Annotated in this window: 8 protein-coding genes; 5 read left to right on the forward strand and 3 right to left on the reverse strand. The window is 67.7% G+C overall.

Annotation, left to right across the window (positions count from 1 at the left end):
• The first annotated feature begins 542 nt into the window (after positions 1-542).
• Positions 543-1,148 carry a response regulator gene (locus tag IT359_19560; GenBank protein ID MCC6931195.1) on the forward strand — a complete coding sequence of 202 codons (606 nt, stop codon included), beginning with the start codon at positions 543-545 and terminating at the stop codon, positions 1,146-1,148.
• A 58-nt stretch (positions 1,149-1,206) separates the two neighbouring features.
• Entirely contained in the window at positions 1,207-3,108 is a 1,902-nt protein-coding gene (locus tag IT359_19565) for a HAMP domain-containing histidine kinase (protein ID MCC6931196.1), read from the forward strand.
• 32 nt (positions 3,109-3,140) lie between these two features.
• Here IT359_19565 and IT359_19570 read toward each other — a convergent pair whose 3' ends face one another.
• Complete coding sequence (locus IT359_19570) at positions 3,141-3,323, reverse strand: hypothetical protein (protein MCC6931197.1); 183 nt, start codon at positions 3,321-3,323, stop codon at positions 3,141-3,143.
• 289 nt (positions 3,324-3,612) lie between these two features.
• The gene (locus IT359_19575) at positions 3,613-3,999 is read right to left on the reverse strand and encodes a hypothetical protein (protein MCC6931198.1); all 387 of its coding nucleotides are present in this window, start codon (positions 3,997-3,999) and stop codon (positions 3,613-3,615) included.
• Positions 4,000-4,292: 293 nt separating this feature from the next.
• Here IT359_19575 and IT359_19580 point away from each other — a divergent pair, with 293 nt between their 5' ends.
• Positions 4,293-7,712, forward strand: a complete 3,420-nt coding sequence (locus IT359_19580) for a glycosyl hydrolase (protein ID MCC6931199.1) — start codon at positions 4,293-4,295, stop codon at positions 7,710-7,712.
• Between the two features lie 195 nt (positions 7,713-7,907).
• On the opposite strand, the gene IT359_19585 is transcribed toward IT359_19580, so the two are convergent.
• Positions 7,908-8,408, reverse strand: coding sequence for a hypothetical protein (locus IT359_19585; protein ID MCC6931200.1), 501 nt, complete (start codon positions 8,406-8,408; stop codon positions 7,908-7,910).
• Between the two features lie 345 nt (positions 8,409-8,753).
• Here IT359_19585 and IT359_19590 point away from each other — a divergent pair, with 345 nt between their 5' ends.
• Together IT359_19590 and IT359_19595 are read left to right on the forward strand one after the other, a co-directional pair.
• Positions 8,754-9,554, forward strand: a complete 801-nt coding sequence (locus IT359_19590) for a matrixin family metalloprotease (protein ID MCC6931201.1) — start codon at positions 8,754-8,756, stop codon at positions 9,552-9,554.
• A 174-nt stretch (positions 9,555-9,728) separates the two neighbouring features.
• Positions 9,729-12,773, forward strand: a complete 3,045-nt coding sequence (locus IT359_19595) for a SusC/RagA family TonB-linked outer membrane protein (GenBank protein MCC6931202.1) — start codon at positions 9,729-9,731, stop codon at positions 12,771-12,773.
• The last annotated feature ends 1 nt before the right edge of the window (position 12,774 follow it).

Raw genomic sequence — 12,774 nt, forward strand, 5'->3', positions numbered from 1 at the left:
CTCGCGTCGTCAGTGCGCGGTCGCGCCCGACGGATCACGATCCTGCGGTACGGCTTCGGCCCAACCCGCGCATATCAGAGTGATCAGCCGTCGCGCGCCGCGTCCCGCCGTCCACTCGCCCCGCCCCACGCCCGTGTACGCCCCACTCCCACCCCCCTGACCACGTCGCCACTTGACAGGTCGCTTCATATCAGAGTCACCGAGAATTTGGTTCGGTGACTCTGACCCCAAGTGCGCGGAGGGCCCTGTCCGCCCGCCAAGCGCCGATGGCTGGTCCTGCGCTCAGCTGCGTTTAGCTGCGGGACGCTGGGAGAATCGGGGGAACGGGGCCAGGTCGAATCGGGGTCAGAGTCAGCGAGAATTTGGTTCGGTGACTCTGACCCCAATTCGGAACTGACCTCAAATCGCCCCCCCCCCACCCCCCACCCACCCCCCACCCCCCCCGCACGCGCTGGGTAGAATTACCCACGAACCCGGACCCGGACCGCCACACCTTCCCCCCGAGCAGCGCTCCCCCCCCCCCGGAACCGAGTCCCCCTGCCATGAAGCGCATCCTCATCGTCGAAGACAACGTCGACCTCGCCGGTGGCCTCAAGCGCAACCTGGAGGTCGAGGGGCACAGGGCGACGGTGGCGGGGACGGCGGCCGCGGCGGTCGAGGCGGCGATGCGCGATGTCCCTGACCTCCTCGTCCTCGACCTGGGGCTCCCCGACCGCGACGGCTACTACGTCCTCGAGCAAGTGCGCGCGCGCGGGTGCAACGCCCCGGTCCTCATTCTCTCGGCACGCGGCCTCGAGGCCGACAAGGTGAAGGGGTTCCGCCTCGGGGCCGACGACTACGTCACCAAGCCGTTCGGCGTCGTCGAACTCATGGCCCGCATCGGCGCGCACCTGCGCCGCGCCACCAGCGACGAGACGGCCGACAGCAACGGCGCGTTAGGCGACGAGGCGCTCCAGCAGCGGTTCGGCCTCACGGATCGCCAGGTCGAGGTGGCGCGCCTCCTCGCCCAGGGACTCTCGAACGCCGAGATCGCGGAGACGCTGGGGCTGAGCACCTTCACCGCGCGCAACCACACCGAGGCGGTCCTCCTCAAGCTCGGCGCCTCCACGCGCGCCCGCGTGGGCGCCATCCTGCGCGGCCAGGCGTGACCGGCGGCGCTGGCGCGTTGCGCCTCGCGGCCAGCGCTCGCCCCCGCCGGGGCGCACGATGAGCGCCCCCGCGCGCCTGCCGGCCCGCCTCTCGCGCGCCTGGGCCCGCGCGATCGTCCCCCGCGTCCCCACCGTCCTGTTCTCGCTCTTGCTCCTGGCGATGATGGCGGTGTCGATCATTGCCGGGCGGCAGCTGCGCCGCAGCCGGGAGAGCCACGCGCGCGCCACCGACGAGGCGCTCACGGAGTACGCCCTCTTTGCCGCGCGACTGTTCGGCGAGCGCGCCTTTGCCGTGAGCGTGTCCGAGCGCACGCGCGCCGCCGCCGCCGTCCTCACCGCCCCGCAGCGCCCCCCCACCACCGTCACCCTCGTCGACTTTGCCGCCACCGTGCGCGACGTCCTCGACGGCGACGGCTACGATGTCGGGGGCGACTCGCTGGCCGGCTACTTCCGCATGAGCGCGCGCCCCGGCGCACCGTTCGAGGCGTTAGGCTCTGCTCGGCGGGCCGACGTGCGTGCCCAGGTCGACTCGGCGCTCGCCGACGTCGAGCCGCCCCGGCTCTACCGCAACGAGACCGCGCAGCGCCACCGCATGCTCAACGGCGTCCCCATCACCGTCGTCATCGCCATGCACCGCGACGCCGACGGCTCGGTCATCACCTGGTTCGGCTACATCTTCGACCGGCTGCGACATTGGGAGGTGAGCGGCAACCGAATCCTTGCCCAGCAGCCGCTCCTCCCGCCCTCGCTCCTCGACCCCAGCTGGCGTTACGGCGCCGCCTACTCCACCGACTCGCTCATCTCCATCACCGCCTTCACGCCGCAGGGGAAGGAGCTGTACCGATCGCGTCGCGTCATTCCCGGCGGGATCTCCGGCACGTTCGAGTATCGCACGACGGCCGGCGGCGTGCGCTTCGTCGCCACGTTGCACCCGCTCCTCGTGCAGACCGTGCGCGAACGGCTGCGCGCCAACCAGCGCAACGTCATTGCCTTCGCCTGGGAGCTGGGCGGGAGGGAGCACCGGGTCGAGGCCCCGATCGAGCTCCTCCTTCCCACGCTCACCGCGCTCCTCGCCATCGCCGCCGTGTTGCACCTGTGGCGTGAGCACACGCTGGTGCGGGCGCGGCGCGACTTCGTGGCCAGCGTCTCGCATGAGCTGCGCACGCCGCTGGCGCAGATCCGCATGTTCACCGAGACGTTGCAGCTGGGACGCGAGCGCGACGCACACGAGCGCCAGGGCTGGCTCAACATCATCTCGCGCGAGGCGCGGCGACTGGGTGACCTGGTGGAGAACATCCTCCTCTTTTCCCACATCGACGCCGACCGTGCCAGGCTCGAACTCGAACGCACGGACCTCGGGGAACTGATCGAGGAAGTGGTCGAGGGCTACGTCCCCATGGCTGACCAGCGCCGGATGCGCATCCTGGCCGACGCGCCGTCGCGCATCTTCTCCATGGTCGACCCGCGCGCCATGCGACAGGTCATCGTCAACCTCCTCGACAACGCGCTCAAGTACGGCCCCCCGGGGCAGACGGTGAGCGTGGAACTGGAGCGCATCGGGAGCGTGGCGCGCATCACCGTGAGCGACCAGGGACCCGGCATCGAGTCCAACGATCGCAAGCGACTGTGGGAACCGTTCGTCCGGCTGGGGAAGGAGGCGGGGACCAGCGGCGGGAGCGGGATCGGGCTCGCCGTCGTGCGCGCGCTTGTCGAGAAGCACGGCGCGACCGTTGCCCTCGACGACGCTCCGGGCGGTGGCGCGCGTTTCATCCTCGAGTTCGAGGTGAGCGAGAGCGCGGCGGGGTTGCCGTTGCGGGCGACGGGGGAGTTCCGCGCGCCGCGGATGGTGAACGGGGTGATGATTTCGGGGGCGATGCCGGCGATGCCGAGGCCCGGGCGAGACGTTGATGCAGCAGCGGAATCGCCGTCGCCCGGACGCTCAGCCGGTGCCGGTGACTGAAACTACCTCGGTCGCGAACCGGCCGGCGTACGTCACCGTGACGCTCTCTCTGCGATCAACTCGAGCAGATCGCGCCGGAAGTCCTCCAGATGTCGCGCGGCGTCTCCACTGTCGAACGACCAGTTGCTGAGCCGCATCTGGTCGCGAAGCGCGATGACGCCGGTCGCGGTCGCCTCACCGAACAACTCGAGACAGATGGATTGCGCTTCCTGCATGCGCTGCTCTCCCGAGTGCTCCCGCGACCATGCCTTCACCTGATTCCATTCGTCCTCGGTCAGTGATGCCCACACCGCGAACAGGTCCAGCGCGTGGTAGCGCTGCTTCCTATCGGTGGCACGCGTGAGTCGGTCGCGCAGCGCGAAGAGCTTGAGGATGAAGTAGGTGAAGGGATGGAGGACAGTGACTACGATCGACTCTGTCCGTTCACGGGCCGCACGCGCATTGACTTGACATGCACGAGCGCCGCATCTGACTCCGCTACAGGCCCCGTGAGCAGGTCGATCTTCACTGTGGCGGACATGCCCTCCGCGCGGCGGGGAATCGCGAACTGCATGAAGTTGACGGTCGGTTCGTAGCCGAGCTGGCGCGCATGCGTCGGTCGTCCTGGATGCCCTGCCCGGTGGCCTTACCCTCGAGGGCGAAGTGTCCCGCGCGATACCAGTCGATGCGGTTGTTGGCGAGGTTGCCGTCCCGGTCGACCACCTGCACCGGATACTCGAATCGGTGGTGATCCGTGGGCGGGGTCGGCGCACTCACCCCCAGGGCGGCGCACAGCTCGAGGACGAACCCCTGCAGCGTGGCCTGTTCGTTCGCCGTCGTCCCCTTCCACCGCTCCATCATCGTCGCGACCCGGGGAGCGATCGCAGCGAGGTCCCATACCCGTGGCGTCATGCGCGGGAAAGTAGGGCGATGCGGGCGACGTCGCGACCGCTGCCACGGGAGCGCGCCTCCGGGGGGTGGCGAGCGACGCCAGGAAGAATGGATCCCAGCTTTCGCTGGGACGGTGGGGGTACGCTGGGGCGGTGGGCGCAGGCTGGGACGGTGGGCGCAGGGAGGGACAGTGGGCGTATGCAGGGACGGTGGGTGATTCTTCCCCAACCTCCGCTTGCGCCACCCCCGCCCGCTTCGGATTTTCGCCGGGCTGAAGTTCTGCCCCCAAGATTCCGCAATTCCGGAGGAAGTGCATGTGCATCCGAGCCCGCCACTCCTGGCGAGCGGCCCTGCTGTCGATTGCCTGTGTCGCTCCGCTTGTCGCCCCCTTCGCGGTAACCGGCGCCCAGGCCCGCCCAGCGCCTCGCCCGGCCGGCGTTCGCGCCACCGTCGTCCAGCCGGCGCCCACCGGGCCGCTGACCTTCGACTCCACCGTCTTCGGCGCCCTGCGCTGGCGCGAGCACGGCCCGGCGCGCGGCGGACGCTCGGTGGCCGCGGCCGGGTCGGTGCAGCGCCCTAACGAGTACTGGATGGGGACCACCGGCGGTGGCGTCTTCAAGTCGACCGACGGCGGGAACAACTGGGCCGCCGCCAGCGACAAATACTTCGGCGGGACCATCGGCTCGATCGCCGTCGACCCGCAGAACGCCGACATCGTCTGGGTCGGCGGCGGCGAGACGGACATCCGCGGCAACACGGCCGGCGGCGACGGCCTCTGGAAGACGACGGACGGCGGAAAGACCTGGTCGCTCCTCGGCTTCAGGGAGGAGCACATCGCGGCGATCCGAATTCATCCCACCAACAAGGACATCGCCTGGCTGGCCGTCTTCGGGAACCCGTTCCGCGCCGGCGCGGAGCGCGGCGTCTACAAGACCACCGACGGCGGCAAGACGTTCAGCAAGCTGTTGTTTGTCAACGACTCCACCGGTGCCATCGACATCCAGCTCGACCCGTCAAACCCCGACATCCTCTACGCCGCCACCTGGCAGGCGTATCGCACCTCGTGGGCGATGTCGTCGGGCGGGATGGGGAGCGGGATCTGGAAGTCGACCGATGGCGGCGCACGCTGGACCTCGCTCACGAAGACGGCCAAGGGGCTTCCCACCGGCGTGATCGGGAAGATCGGCCTCACCGTCTCGCCCGTGAAGCCGGCGCTCGTCTGGGCCGTGATCGAGCACGACTCCGGCGGCGTGTATCGCTCCGACGATGCCGGCGCCACGTGGAGCTACATCAACCGCGACCGCAAGCTGCGCCAGCGCGCCTGGTACTACTCCAACCTCGTGGCCGACCCCAAGGACACCAACGTCGTCTATGCCCTCAACGTGGGCTTCTACCGCTCGCGTGACGGCGGCAAGACGTTCCCGGAAGCGATCAACGTCCCGCACGGCGACAACCACGACCTGTGGATAGCCCCCAACGATCCGCAGCGAATGATCGAGGCCAACGACGGCGGCGCCACCGTCAGCACCAATGCCGGCAAGACGTGGACCGACCAGGAGTTTGCCACGGCGCAGATGTACCACGTCGACACCGACAACAGTTATCCGTACCAGATCTGCGGCGCGCAGCAGGACAACTCGACGCTGTGCGGGCCCAGCCGGGGCGAGGGGCGCGTCAACATCTCCGACTGGAAGGATGCCGGCGGCGGTGAATCGGGCTACGTCACCCCGCATCCCACCAAGCCGGGGATCGTCTTTGCCGGCTCCTACGGCGGCCTCCTCACCCGCAAGGACCTCAACACCGGCTTCACCCGCGACGTGACGGTGTACCCCATCAACCCGATGGGCTTCTCGTCCAAGGACATCAAGGTCCGCTTCCAGTGGACCTTCCCCATCGTCTTCTCGCGCCACGACAGCAAGGTGCTCTACGCCGCCGGGTCACGCCTCTTCCGCTCTACCGACGAAGGGGAGAGCTGGAGTGCGGTGTCGCCCGAACTCGCGCGCCGCGACCCGTCGACGATGGAGGCGTCGGGCGGCCCGATCACGAAGGACCAGACGGGCGTCGAGACCTACGCGCTCATCTTCGCCTTCGACGAATCGCCGTTGCAGAAGGGGATCCTCTGGGTCGGGACCGACGATGGCCTGGTGTGGATCTCGAGAAACAACGGCGTGAGCTGGGAGAACGTGACGCCGAAGGACATCGGGGACTTCACGCGCATCTCGATCATCGAGCCCGGGAACTACGATGCCGGCACCGCCTACGTTGCCGCCAATCGCTACCAGCTGGGTGACAAGTCGCCGATCCTCTACAAGACCACCGACTACGGGAAGAGCTGGACCCGCATCGTCAGCGGGATTGCCCCCGAGCATTTCGTGCGCGTGGTGCGCGAGGACCCGGTGCGTCGCGGCCTCCTCTTTGCCGGCACGGAGCGCGGCGTCTACGTCTCGTTCGACGACGGGCGCAACTGGAGTTCGCTGCGCCGTAATCTCCCGCTGGTTCCGGTGCACGACCTGCGCATCAAGGACAACGACCTGATCGCCGCCACGCACGGGCGCTCCTTCTGGGTGATGGACAACATCTCGGCGCTGCGGCAGCTGACGGCCGAGGTGCCGGCCAGCGTGGCGCACCTCTTCCAGCCTAACGATGCGATCCGCTCCGAGGGGGGCGGCGGCTTCTTCGCCCAGCTCATGGCGATGATGGGTGGTGGCGGTGGGGTCGGCGCCAACCCGCCGGGCGGGGCGCTGATCCAGTACTACCTCAAGAGCCCCAACCAGAAGGTCACGCTCGAGTTCCTCGACGCGCAGGGCAAGTCGATCGCCGCCTTCACCAGCGACCAGGACGCCGAGACGGCCGCCGACTCGCTGCGCACGGAAGGGCTGAAGGCCGCCGCGATCGACTCCATGGTGAACAAGGCCGGCTTCACGCGCGACTCGGCCACCAAGGTCGTGACCGCGCGCTTTGCCGACCCGTCGGCCATGATGCAGAACATCGACTTCGAGGAGTTCTTCTCGCGCCCGCCGCGCCCGGCGCGGGTGCCGAACAAGGGGGGGATGAACACCTTCGCGTGGGACATGCACTATCCCGACGCCGTGCGCTTTGACGGGATGATCATGTGGGCCGCCGGCACCACAGGCCCCACCGCACCGCCGGGGACGTACAGCGTGCGCATGAAGGCGCTCGACGACGCGGCGCAGACGCGGACCTTCAGGCTCAAGCGCGACCCGCGCAGCGACGCGACCGACGCCGACCTCCAGGCGCAATTCAGGCTCCTCATCGCCATTCGCGACAAGACCACCGAGGCCAACAACGCCGTGCGCCTCGTGCGCAACATGCGCGCGCAGGTGAACGACCGAAACGGGAAGATCACCGGCGCCCAGGCCAACGAGTTCAAGCAGCTGGCGGGGGAGATGATGGGCGAGATGTCGGCGGGCGAGCAGGAGGTCTACCAGGTGAAGAACCAGAGCTCGCAGGACCCGCTCAACTATCCCATCAAGCTGAACAACCAGATCGCCGCACTGGCCGGCGTCGTGGGCCAGGGGGAATACCGTCCGACGAAGCAGGCGCAGGAGGCCTACGCCACGCTCAGCAAGTTGCTGGACGACCAGGTGGCGGCGATCAACAAGGGGATGAACAGCCGGCTACCGCGACTGAATGCGATCCTCAAGGCCTCGGGGCTCCCGGAACTCAAGCCGTCGACAGAGGAAGTGAAGAAGCGGCCGAATGTGGTCTCGTAGAGACTAGAAGCCTGCCTCAGCGAAGGCTGGGGACGAGAGCGTTCAAGACCGAAAAGCTCGACACGGAGGCTCACGGAGGTGTCACGGAGGTACACGGAGGAGTGCGGCGGAATCGCTGACGTCCTCCGTGTACCTCCGTGACACCTCCGAGGACCTCCGTGTCCCGCTTCTGGTTGTTGCGGTTGTCCGCTCACCTCAGCGAATGCGGAAGGACAGGAAGGGGACGCGCGCCTCGTTAGGCCCTCCATTCGGCGGCGTCGTCCCCGACGACTCGCCGCCGTGGATGATTGCATAGGTCGCCGCGCTCACCGCCAGCGCGCCGAGCACCACCGACGTGATCGTCGTGCGCTTGCGGTCGAGCTTGCGGACCTCCACCGAGCGAAAGTCGCTGCGCGCCAGCGGGAGCGGCTGGTAGAAGGTCACCGGGCGCGTCATGGCGTCCGACGACTGCGTCGTCTGCACCGAGAGCACCACGCTGTCACCCGTGACGCGCGACACGGCGCCGCTGACGGAGAAATCCTCGAGCAGGCGCGCCTCGTTGCTCTTCCCATTGCGCAGCTGCTCCACCGCCATCCCGCTCAGTTGCACACGGACCGACGTGTTGGGGCTGATCTCGCTGAGCTGAATGGGCTGGTACGAGTAGCACCCCGCGGAACTCGCGAGGGCGAGGACGAGCGCGGGGCGCAAGCGGCGCACGCGGCACCCTGACGGTCGGGGACTGGATAGCGACATGAGGGCACTCTGGACTGGCAAAGCGTCAGCGATCACTCAGCGATCACGCAGCGGTCACTCGGCGTTCCCGCGGTGGTCATCATATCAACGTATGACGCCCGGGACACCCTGATTCAAAGCACGAGGTCGGTAGCGTCGTACACCGGCGCCGTGCGCGGAGCGACGAAGATGGCGTGAGACGGCCTCGGCAGCCATCCCTCTCGGGCGCCGTCGCTCCCATCGATGCCTTGGCCTCGCCCATCTGGACGGCGCCGGCGGGGCGCTTCATGCTCTCCCGTGAATGCACGCCCCCTCACACCTGGAGGTCGCATGGCAAGTGCTCGACGGACCGCCTCGCGGAGCGCGAAGAAGCGCGCGGCCGCATCTCCCTCCGACCGAGATGCGTTTCGACTCCTGGCACCGAATGAAGCGGCCAGGGCGCGCGAAGGTGAGCAGCACGTCTACGGCAAGCGGATCAAGTGCGTCACCGACACGCGCGGCTTCGCCACCCCCAACAACGATGCCCGCGTGCGCATCGTCGTCGACAGCTCCGAGGGCTTCATCCCGCTCTGGGCGAGGAACAGCACGCTGCGCTGGCGCTTCCAGGCGCAATCCATTCGCGCCTTCGCCAACCCCGAAGCGGCCAAGGCGAAGATCCGCGCGATGATGGGAAAGGCGCTGCTCGAGTGGGGCGACGCGGTTCCCGTGAAGTTCGCCGAGCGAAAGGACGCATGGGACTTCGAGGTCTCGCTGCGCAACGCCGCCGATTGCGACATCAACGGTTGCACACTGGCCTCGGCCTTCTTCCCCGATTCGGGGCGCCACGAGCTGCTGATCTATCCGACGATGTTCGAGCAGTCGGAGCAGGAGCAGGTGGAGACGCTCGCCCACGAGTTCGGCCACGTGTTCGGGCTGCGCCACTTCTTTGCCAAGATCAGCGAGCGCGAATGGTCGAGCGAGATCTTCGGCAAGCACAAGCCGTTCACCATCATGAACTACGGCGCCAGGAGCAAGATGACGGCCGCCGACCGTGGCGATCTCAAGACGCTCTACCGGAAGGCATGGGCCGGCGAAATCACCGCGATCAACGGGACGCGCATCAAGTTCGTGCGGCCGTCGCACTACGACTGACGCGCCACGGCATGCGTGGCCCCCCTCCGAGCGGTCGAGGCTGTCAGCGCGCGAGCTGCAAGCGTATTGACAACGCCTTCGGCCGAGCGGCACAATAGCGCTGAATCGTTAGGGTAGCGCGCCGTGGGCGCCCTGCCCGGCGCGCTGTCCGCCTCGTTCCGCACGGAGGAACTCATGCCCATGAAGGTCAGCAGTGCACCCGCGGTATCGCGATGGTTGCAGTTGGCGGCAGGTCTCGTCCTGGTGGTCCCTTTCGCGCTCCAGGCGCAAACGGGGACCATCGTTGGGCGCGTGACCGATGCCGCCACGCAGGGCCCGGTGGCCGAGGCAAGGGTCACGGTCGTCGGGACGGCGCTCGTTACCTCGACCAATGCGTCGGGCGACTACCGCCTCGTGAACGTGCGTCCGGGGCGCGTCACCATCACCGTCTTCCGGCTGGGCTACAAGGCCGCTGGCGACACGGTGCGCGTGCAATCGGGAGAGACGGTCACCCTCAACGTGGCGATGACCGCCTCGCTCGCCAAGCTCTCCGAGGTGGTCGTGACGGGGACGGCGGGGAACCAGGAGCGGCGCGCGCAATCGGCGCAGGTGGCCTCGCTCACCGTCGCCGAGATCGTGAAGGAGGCCCCCATCCGCAACGTGGGCGAAGTCCTGCAGTCGCGCATTCCCGGCGTTGCCGTTTCCTCCAACTCCGGCGTCCTGGGCACGGCCAAGACGATCCGCATTCGCGGTGCGTCGTCGGTCAACCTCTCCAACCAGCCGCTCCTCTTCATCGACGGCGTGCGCATCAACGAGGGGCCCATCAACGGCAACGTGAGCGGGCAATCGTATGACCGCATGAATGACCTCAACCCCGATGAGATCGAGAGCATCGAGGTGGTGAAGGGGCCGGCGGCTGCCACGCTCTACGGCGCCGACGCCTCGGCGGGCGTCATCCAGATCATCACCAAGAAGGGGCGCCCAGGGGGAAACCGCTTCGTGCAGTCGCTGCGCCTGGAGTCGGGCACCACCGACCAGAACTACATGCCCCCCGACAGCTACGGCAACTGCACCGCTGCCCTCGTCGCCGCCAACAGCACCAACCCGCTCTGTCGCGGGCAACCGGTAGGGACGCTGGTGCATGACAACGTGTGGAAGCGCTACAACGTGTTGCGCACCGGGAAGGACCTGAGCGTGGGCTGGGGCGGCCGCGGCGGCGGACAGAACTATGGCTACAACCTCTCCTTCGGTGCCGACAACGCCACCGGGACCTTGGCCAACAGCGGGCTCACGCGCTACAACGTGCGGTCGAACTTCAATTACGTCCCCGATTCGCGCCTCACCATCGACTTCGGGCTGGGGTTGGGGCAGAACCGCACGCAACTCCCCAATCTCGACAACTCGCTCTACGGATGGATTGCCGGCGCGTTGCTTGGCTCGCCACTCACGCGCTCCGACAACCCGGCCAACAGCGCCGACGGTTGGTTCGGCTACAATCGTCACTACAACGCGATTGCCGCCATCACGAATCGCATGCTCACGCACCGCACGATGTCCAACCTCACGGCGTCGTACCTCCCGGTGAGCTGGTTCACCAACCGCATCACGCTCGGCGTCGACTACGCCTCCGACGAGCAGTTCGAGTTCAACCCGAGGAACGACAGCACCTGGTACGGCGGCCAGCTCGACGCGGGGCGCATGAATCGCCAGGCGCGCGGCGCCGAGCGGTACACGGTCGACTATCTCGGCAACATGCGAAGGACATTCGGCGCCAACAAGCAATGGGAGGGGAACCTCTCCGTCGGGCTGCAGGTCGTCTCGACGCGCAACACGCTCACGTCGGCGACCGGCATCGGCTTTGTCACCAACGAGAACAACGCGGTCACGTCGGCGGCCACCACCACGGGCGGCAGCTCGTACACCGCGCAGAAGCAGTATGGCTACCTCAGCCAGCTGCAACTCGGCTACCAGAACCGCCTCTTCCTGCAGATGGCGGTGCGCGTCGACAAGAACTCCGCCTTCGGGTCGGCGGCCCCGGCCTTCGTCCTTCCCAAGGTGGGCGCCACGTGGACGATCTCCGAGGAGCCATTCTTCGAGGGCTTCACCAAGGTCATCAACTCGTTGCGCCTGCGCGCCGCGTGGGGGACCACGGGGCGTTCGCCCGCGCCGGGGGCCGCGCTCACCACCCTCGTCTCGGCGCCGTACAACATCTTCGGCACCACCTCCAACGGCGCCAACCCGGGGAATCCCGGCAACGCCGACCTCAAGCCCGAGCGCGGGACCGAGTTCGAGGCTGGCTTCGACGCCTCGTTCTGGAGGGACCGCATTTCCGCCGAGCTCACGTACTTCCACAAGGTCACCGACGACCTGATCATCGCCAAGCCCATCGCGCCATCGCTGGGTTTCAACAGCAACCCGCTGCAGAACATCGGCTCGGTGCTCAACAGCGGGCTGGAACTGGCGGTGAATGCGAGTGCGATCTCGGCGACCAACTTCCTGTGGGACGTCCGCCTCGGTGCCAACACGCTGCATAACGAGGTCACGGACCTGGGCGGCGTCGCCGCCTTTGCGCCTGGCGGAAGCTTCTCCCACACGCGCGCCATGCTCGGCCAGCAGTTGGGGGTGTACGTCGCCAAGCGCATCAAGTCCATCGACGAGGCCACCGGCGTGGTGGTCGTCTCCGACACCGTCTCCCCCGTGGGGAACCTCTACCCCACGCTCGAGTGGAACCTGACCAACACCTTCACCGTGATGAAGCAGTTCCGCATCAGCGCGCTCCTCGACGCCAAGCGCGACTTCATCACCGACAACTTCACCGACTTCTACCGCGAGACGCAGCTCGTGCGCGGGCAGAATCGCCTCGATCCCAACAAGCTGTCGCGACGCGAACGCCTGCGCCGGTACGGCAACGACACCCCGGGCAAGCCGGCCTTCGTGACCGAGTCCGGCGTCGTGGCCACGCAGAACGACGTCTACGAGGCGTGGGAGCAGCCGGGCGACTTCCTGCGCTTCCGCGAACTCTCCGTCACCTATCTCGTCCCCAAGCGGTTGAGCGACGCACTCGGCAACCGCATCCAGAATGCGTCGCTACAGTTCGCCATGCAGAACCTCAAGCTGTGGACCGACTATGAAGGGCCCGATCCCGAGGTCGTGACCGACAGCGGCAACTTCTCGCGCGCCGACTTCTTCACCCTTCCCAACCCTCGTCGCGCGCTGTTCCGCGTGAACTTCACCTTCTGAC

This window comes from Gemmatimonadaceae bacterium (genome assembly GCA_020852815.1).
Taxonomy (GTDB): domain Bacteria; phylum Gemmatimonadota; class Gemmatimonadetes; order Gemmatimonadales; family Gemmatimonadaceae; genus SCN-70-22.

Bases quoted from the DNA above. Each gene is read 5' to 3' on its own strand.
- IT359_19560 (MCC6931195.1), top strand. From the start codon at position 543: ATGAAGCGCATCCTCATCGTCGAAGACAACGTCGACCTCGCCGGTGGC.
- IT359_19565 (MCC6931196.1), top strand. From the start codon at position 1,207: ATGAGCGCCCCCGCGCGCCTGCCGGCCCGCCTCTCGCGCGCCTGGGCC.
- IT359_19570 (MCC6931197.1), bottom strand. From the start codon at position 3,323: ATGCAGGAAGCGCAATCCATCTGTCTCGAGTTGTTCGGTGAGGCGACC.
- IT359_19575 (MCC6931198.1), bottom strand. From the start codon at position 3,999: ATGACGCCACGGGTATGGGACCTCGCTGCGATCGCTCCCCGGGTCGCG.
- IT359_19580 (MCC6931199.1), top strand. From the start codon at position 4,293: ATGTGCATCCGAGCCCGCCACTCCTGGCGAGCGGCCCTGCTGTCGATT.
- IT359_19590 (MCC6931201.1), top strand. From the start codon at position 8,754: ATGGCAAGTGCTCGACGGACCGCCTCGCGGAGCGCGAAGAAGCGCGCG.
- IT359_19595 (MCC6931202.1), top strand. From the start codon at position 9,729: ATGCCCATGAAGGTCAGCAGTGCACCCGCGGTATCGCGATGGTTGCAG.